Here is a 5642-nt window from a genome sequence, read left to right on the forward strand (position 1 = left end):
CACCGACGTGGAACCGGCCGCCATGGCCGACCGCGGGCGTGAGCGGGCCGGGAGCAGGCTCGCCGTGGTCCTGCGCGACCTGGGCCGGTGGCAGGGGTTGGAGCGGCGTGCCGGGCAGGGCGACGCGGGCGCGGCGTTGACCCTGGCCGACGCCCAGACCGCCGAGGGGCGACCCGATCGCGCGCTCCGCGCCCTCGAACTGGGCTTCGATTCCCGTGCCGAGGAGACCGGCGCGGCACCGGCCTACTCGGGGCGGGTCGAGGAGTCCGTCGACCTGCTGCGGGGACGGGGTCACGCGGGGGTCGAACGTGATGCCCGAACCACCCGGCTCCTGCTGGAACTCCACCGCTCCCGCAGCGAGACCCCCTCCCCCGCATGACCGCACCGCCACCGCCCCGGGCGGCCCGGACCCGAACGTGGCTCGCGTCGTGGGCGGTCTGTGCTTGACTTCCTGGGGACACGGACACACCCGGCGACCGAAGACGTGGAGGACCCGAACAACCATGGCGAACGGCGAACTCGATCACTCATCCGGGGTTCCTCTGTATCGGCAGATCAAGGACATCCTGCGTTCGGAGATCGCCGGTGGGACCGCGGACCCGCAGAGGCCGATGACCGAGGCGCAGTTGCTCGACCGGTTCGCCGTGAGTCGGGCCCCCATCCGTCAGGCGCTCAAGGAGCTGACGATCGAGGGGTACGTCTACCGACGCCAGGGCAAGGGCACGTTCCCGGTTCCCGGCGCCCGGGTGCACCGACCGGCCGACGTCAGGCCGGGTGCGTTGTACCAGTACCTGTTCGAGAGCGGCCTGCATCCGGCGTCGAAGGTGTCCGGCGTCGAACGTGTGGTGCCGCCGGCCCCGATCCGGGACCGTTTGGGCGCGGAGCCGCACGAACGGCTGCTGCACTTCATCCGGTTGATCCTGGTGGAGGACGAGCCGCTGGTGGAGGCCGACGTCTACATTCGGACTCCTGAGGGGTTCGATCCGACGGCCGAAGAACTGGCCGGGTCCGGTTCGGCGTTCGAACTGTTGGAGGGGAGGTTCGGCATCGCGCTGGACCGGGCCGAGCACGAAGCCTGGGCGACCTCCGCCGACGCCGGGCACGCGGCGACCCTGGGAGTTCCGGAGGGCAGCCCGCTGCTGGCCATCGAGACGATCTTCTACACGGTCGGGGGGCTGCCCGCCGGGTGGCGTTCGGCGGTACACCGGGCCGAGGAGTTCAAGTACCGGTTCGTCACGAACCACTGAGTCGCGGGTGGGCACCGACCGAGGCGGTGCTCGTGCCGATGCTCTGGCCCGTCCCACTCCAGGTGGTCCCCGGTAAGTGGTACTTCGAAAAGTCGGGGACGACTTCTTGACTTTGGTATTACATTATATCAATATGTATTACGGATCACATCCACACGGCGGTGGACCGACCAGGCGACCCATGGGCACGAAGCACCACGCGTTCCCCATGCGCCGCCCTCTTCTCCTTCGACCACCGTCTGCCCTGGGCCCGGCCTGACGTCAGCACGTGCGCCGCGGTGGACGATCCCGCACGACGCGCCGTGCCCCGCGGCTCGGCGCCGGAGAAAGGAAGTACCAATGACGGATGGGCAGCCGGACGGGAGCGCGACGGTCGAAACCGTCCTCGGTCCCGTACCCGCCGACGACCTCGGGGTCGTCTCCGTCCACGAGGCCCTGCTCTCGGTGTTCCCAGGAGCCGAGTACGCCTTCGACGTCGACATGGACCGCTCCGAGATCTTTCGAACCCTGGCACACCGCCTGATGGACTTTCACGACCACGGCGGTCGGACCATCGTCGACAGCACCGGCATGTTCCACGGTCGCGACCTGCGATTGTACGAAACGCTCTCCCGCTCGACCGGAGTGCACATCATCGCCTCCACCGGAATGGGCCCAGAGGAGATGCTCGGCGGCTACTTCCTCACACCCCAGACGAACCCGCCCACACCGTGGCCCGCCGAGAGGTTCGCCGACCTGTTCACCCGGGAGGTCACCGAGGGCATGGTGGTCCCGCGCCTGGAACGGCGCGGCCCCGCGGGCCTGGTGACCGTCGCAGCCCACCCCGAGGGCATGACGGCCACCGAGGAGAGCCTCCTGCGCGGAGCGGCCAGGACCTCCCTGACCACAGGCGTGCCCACCTCACTGCGTTACGGGGGCGACGCACTGCGCGAACTCGACATCGCCTTGGACCAGGGGCTCGCCGCCGACCGCCTGGTCGTCGGCGGACTCGACCGCAAGGACGCCGTCGCCGCGGGCGTCCCCCTCGCGGTGGCCCGATGCGGGACCTATGTCGCCCTGGACCACGTGGGCCTGGAGGACGACACCCACGTCACCGACCGTGAACGCGCCGCCCTGGTCGTCGACCTCGTCGAGGCCGGTCTCGGCGACCGGATCCTGCTGTCGAGCAACGCCACCGGCAAGGCCGTGGGCCACCCCGGCAACGACCTCGCCTACAGCCACGTCCTTTCGACGTTCGTCCCCCTGTTGAGGGCCTCGGGTCTGCACGACGAGGACATCGAACGTGTCCTGGTGGCCAACCCGCGCGATCTGCTGACCCGGCGCTGAGAAGACGACGTCGACCGACTCTGTGAAGTGAGAACCATGTCGAAGGTGAACACCGTCCTGGGGCCGATCCCCACGGAGGAACTGGGTGTCGTGGCCGTCCACGAGCACATCGGGTACGGCATGCCCGGCTCGGAACTGGACACCGAATGGTGGAAGTCCCCCGAGGAACGCTATGAGGAGACCGTCCCGAAACTGCGCCGATTCCGTGAGTACGGCGGCGGGACCTTCGTCGACGCCACCGGCATCTGCAACGGCCGGGACATCGACCACTACCGATCCCTGTCGGCCAAGACCGGGGTCGACATCATCGCCTGCACGGGCTTCGTCGGGGGCGATACCGCCCTGCCGTTCTTCGCCCGGGCGAGCGTCGACTACCTGACGGAGCAGTTCGTCCACGAGATCACCGTGGGCATCGCCGGCACCGGGGCCCGCGCCGGCGTCATCAAGGTCGGGGTCAGCCGCGGCGGCCGCATGACCGATCTCGACCGGCGCATCTACCGGGCGGCGGCCCGCGCCGCCGTGACGACCGGGGTGCCGATCCTGACCCACCTGGCGATCGACCCCGAACCCGCGGTCGCGATCTTCGCCGAGGAGGGGCTCCCGCTGGACCGCGTGCTGTTCGGGCACGCCGACGACGGGCTGAACGCCCCCAAGACCCCGCACGAGTGGATCCTCTCCCAGGGAGGCCGGATCGGGTTCGACACCTTCGGTTACGAGACCGAACTGCAGGACCCGCCGTTCTGGGCCCGTCCCCGCCGGGAACGGCTGGACCACTTCGTTTCCCTGCTGGACGAAGGGCACGTGGATCGGCTCCTGGTCTCCGCCGACGCCAACTGCAGCCCGTTGGGCTGGCCCGGCGTGAAGGGGCACACCGTCAACTACCTCTTCGAGGACCTGATCCCCGACCTGCGCGGGGCCGGCGTGGACGAGGCCACGATCATGCGGCTCCTGCGCGACAACCCCGCCGACTTCCTGACGATCCAAGACTGACAAGGACCCCCATGCACCCCTCAGATCTACGGAACCTGGACATCGCCATCGTCGGCGCGGGATACGGTGGCGCCGCCGCGGCCAAGGCGCTCGGCCTGCTCGGGGCCAACGTCACCGTGTACGAACAGGCCGACCGGATCCGGGAGGTCGGCGCCGGCATCGGCCTGCGCCCCTCCACCATGAACCGTTTCCGTCGGTGGGGGATCTTCGACGAGATCGCCCGAGTGAGCACGCCCAGCGACCACTTCGAGATCCTCAAGGCCGACACCGACCCCATCGCGAAGGAGACCTGGCCGGAGATCGACACCTTCGGCGAGACCACCCACCTGATCCACCGCGGGGACTTCATCGAGGCCCTCATGGGTGCGCTCCCCGACGGCATGGTCCACCTGGGCCACAGATTGGTGGACATCACCGACGAGGGCGAGAAGGTGGAACTGGCCTTCGCCAACGGCGAGAGTGCGACGGCCGACCTGGTGGTCGGTGCCGACGGCATCAAGTCCGTGGTCCGGCGGCGGCTGTTCTCCGAACAGGAGCCGGTGTTCTCCGGTGAGCACGCCTACCGCGCCGTGATCTCCATCGACGACGCCCACGGCATGGTCGTCGACGACGACTTTCGCATGTACATCGGCAGGGGCACGAAGGTGTACCTGCTGCCCCTGCGCCACCGCGGCCAGGTGTCGTTCGACATCACGTCACTGAACCCGGACGCCACCTGGGCTCCTACCGTGACCAGGGACGACCTGCTCACCGAGGTCGAGGGATTCGACGAGCGGATCGTGGACATCGTCCGGAACCTGGACATGGACTCGGTCAACGCCCGAGGTGTCTACGACATCGACCCGGTCCGGAGCTGGCACACCGATCGGGTGGCGTTGTTGGGCGACGCGGCCCACGCGATGCTGCACCATCAGGGCCAGGGCGCCAACTCCGCGATCATGGACGCCGGAGCCTTCGCCGACGCCCTGGTCGAGGCCGACTCCGTGCGAGAGGCGCTGGCCCTGTACCAGGCCGGGCGTAAGCCGGTCACGGACGAACTACAGCGCATTTCACGTCAGGGCTGGTCCGAAGGCGAGCTCGACGAGGTCTTTCCCGGGCAACGGCCCGGTTCGAACGAAACCGTGGGAGAGGGACGATGACACTGCACGCTCGGATCGCCGAGGTCCTGCGCGACCTGCCGGCCCCACCCGAGGGGCCGCTCGATCCGGTGGCCATGCGGGCGGGCGAAGAGGCCCAGGTGCCCGCGCCGGAGGCACGTACGCCACTCCACTCGGTGGAGGACCTGACCGCGCACACGCCCGCGGGCGAGGTTCCGGTCCGGGTCTACACCCCGACCGAAGCGGACTCCCATGGTCTGTTGGTCTACCTCCACGGCGGCGCGTTCTTCCTCGGCAGCCTGGAGACGCACGACGGTGTGGCGCGTTCGTTGGCCGCGCGAACCGGTCTCAAGGTCGTCTCGGTCGACTTCCGACGCGCACCCGAGTCCGCCTACCCGGCAGGGCTCCAGGACTGCTACGGGGTGGTCCGCTGGGCGGCCGAGCAGGGCGCCGACCTCGGTTGGGACGGAACGACCCTCGCCCTGGCCGGTGACAGCTCGGGAGGCAACCTCGTCGCGGCGGTCACCGCGATGGCCCACGACGACGGGTTCGACCGGATCAGCCACCAGGTCCTGTACTACCCGTCGGTGGATCTGGACTTCGACGTCGACCGCTACGCGTCGCTGCGGGAGAACGCCGAGGGCTACGGCCTGGAGACCGCCGGGCTGAAGCCCTTCAACGCCTTCTACGTCGACAGTGGGGCGGACCCGGCCGATCCGCTGGTCTCCCCCATCAAGCGGGAGGACCTGTCGGGGCTGCCGCCCGCCCTGGTCGTCACCGCCGAGTACGACCCGCTGCGCGACGAGGGTGAACTCTACGGTCACCGGTTGGGGGAGGCCGGGGTGGACACCACGGTCAGTCGCTATGCGGGGGCCAACCACGGGTTCGTCGTGAACTTCACCTGGATCCCGGAGTACGACCGGGTCTTCGACGAGACCGCCGAGTTCCTGAAGCGGAGCTGAGCCCGGGCAGGACCTTCGAA

6 protein-coding genes are annotated in these 5642 nt (G+C 69.2%); all 6 read left to right on the forward strand.

Features of this window, described 5'->3' with window-relative positions; translation table 11 throughout:
- A partial coding sequence (locus K8V84_RS07365) for a hypothetical protein (RefSeq protein ID WP_304072115.1) occupies positions 1-379 on the forward strand: 379 nt, incomplete at its 5' end.
- Positions 380-503: 124 nt separating this feature from the next.
- Positions 504-1247, forward strand: coding sequence for a GntR family transcriptional regulator (locus K8V84_RS07370; RefSeq protein ID WP_304072118.1), 744 nt, complete (start codon positions 504-506; stop codon positions 1245-1247).
- Positions 1248-1586: 339 nt separating this feature from the next.
- Entirely contained in the window at positions 1587-2573 is a 987-nt protein-coding gene (locus tag K8V84_RS07375) for a phosphotriesterase (RefSeq protein ID WP_304072120.1), read from the forward strand.
- A gap of 36 nt (positions 2574-2609) precedes the next feature.
- Positions 2610-3563 (forward strand): phosphotriesterase, encoded by a 954-nt coding sequence (locus tag K8V84_RS07380; protein WP_304072123.1) that lies wholly within the window; start codon positions 2610-2612, stop codon positions 3561-3563.
- A gap of 11 nt (positions 3564-3574) precedes the next feature.
- Positions 3575-4702, forward strand: a complete 1128-nt coding sequence (locus K8V84_RS07385) for an FAD-dependent monooxygenase (protein ID WP_304072126.1) — start codon at positions 3575-3577, stop codon at positions 4700-4702.
- Positions 4699-5622, forward strand: a complete 924-nt coding sequence (locus K8V84_RS07390) for an alpha/beta hydrolase (protein ID WP_304072128.1) — start codon at positions 4699-4701, stop codon at positions 5620-5622. Before K8V84_RS07385 ends, K8V84_RS07390 begins: the two co-directional genes overlap by 4 nt.
- Positions 5623-5642 lie beyond the last annotated feature (20 nt).

It is taken from the genome of Nocardiopsis listeri, from assembly GCF_020741345.1.
GTDB classification, from domain to species: Bacteria; Actinomycetota; Actinomycetes; order Streptosporangiales; family Streptosporangiaceae; genus Nocardiopsis; species Nocardiopsis listeri_A.

Excerpts from the sequence above, each read along its gene's own strand:
- K8V84_RS07385 (WP_304072126.1), top strand. The coding sequence starts at position 3,575 with ATGCACCCCTCAGATCTACGGAACCTGGACATCGCCATCGTCGGCGCG.
- K8V84_RS07380 (WP_304072123.1), top strand. The coding sequence starts at position 2,610 with ATGTCGAAGGTGAACACCGTCCTGGGGCCGATCCCCACGGAGGAACTG.
- K8V84_RS07370 (WP_304072118.1), top strand. The coding sequence starts at position 504 with ATGGCGAACGGCGAACTCGATCACTCATCCGGGGTTCCTCTGTATCGG.
- K8V84_RS07375 (WP_304072120.1), top strand. The coding sequence starts at position 1,587 with ATGACGGATGGGCAGCCGGACGGGAGCGCGACGGTCGAAACCGTCCTC.
- K8V84_RS07390 (WP_304072128.1), top strand. The coding sequence starts at position 4,699 with ATGACACTGCACGCTCGGATCGCCGAGGTCCTGCGCGACCTGCCGGCC.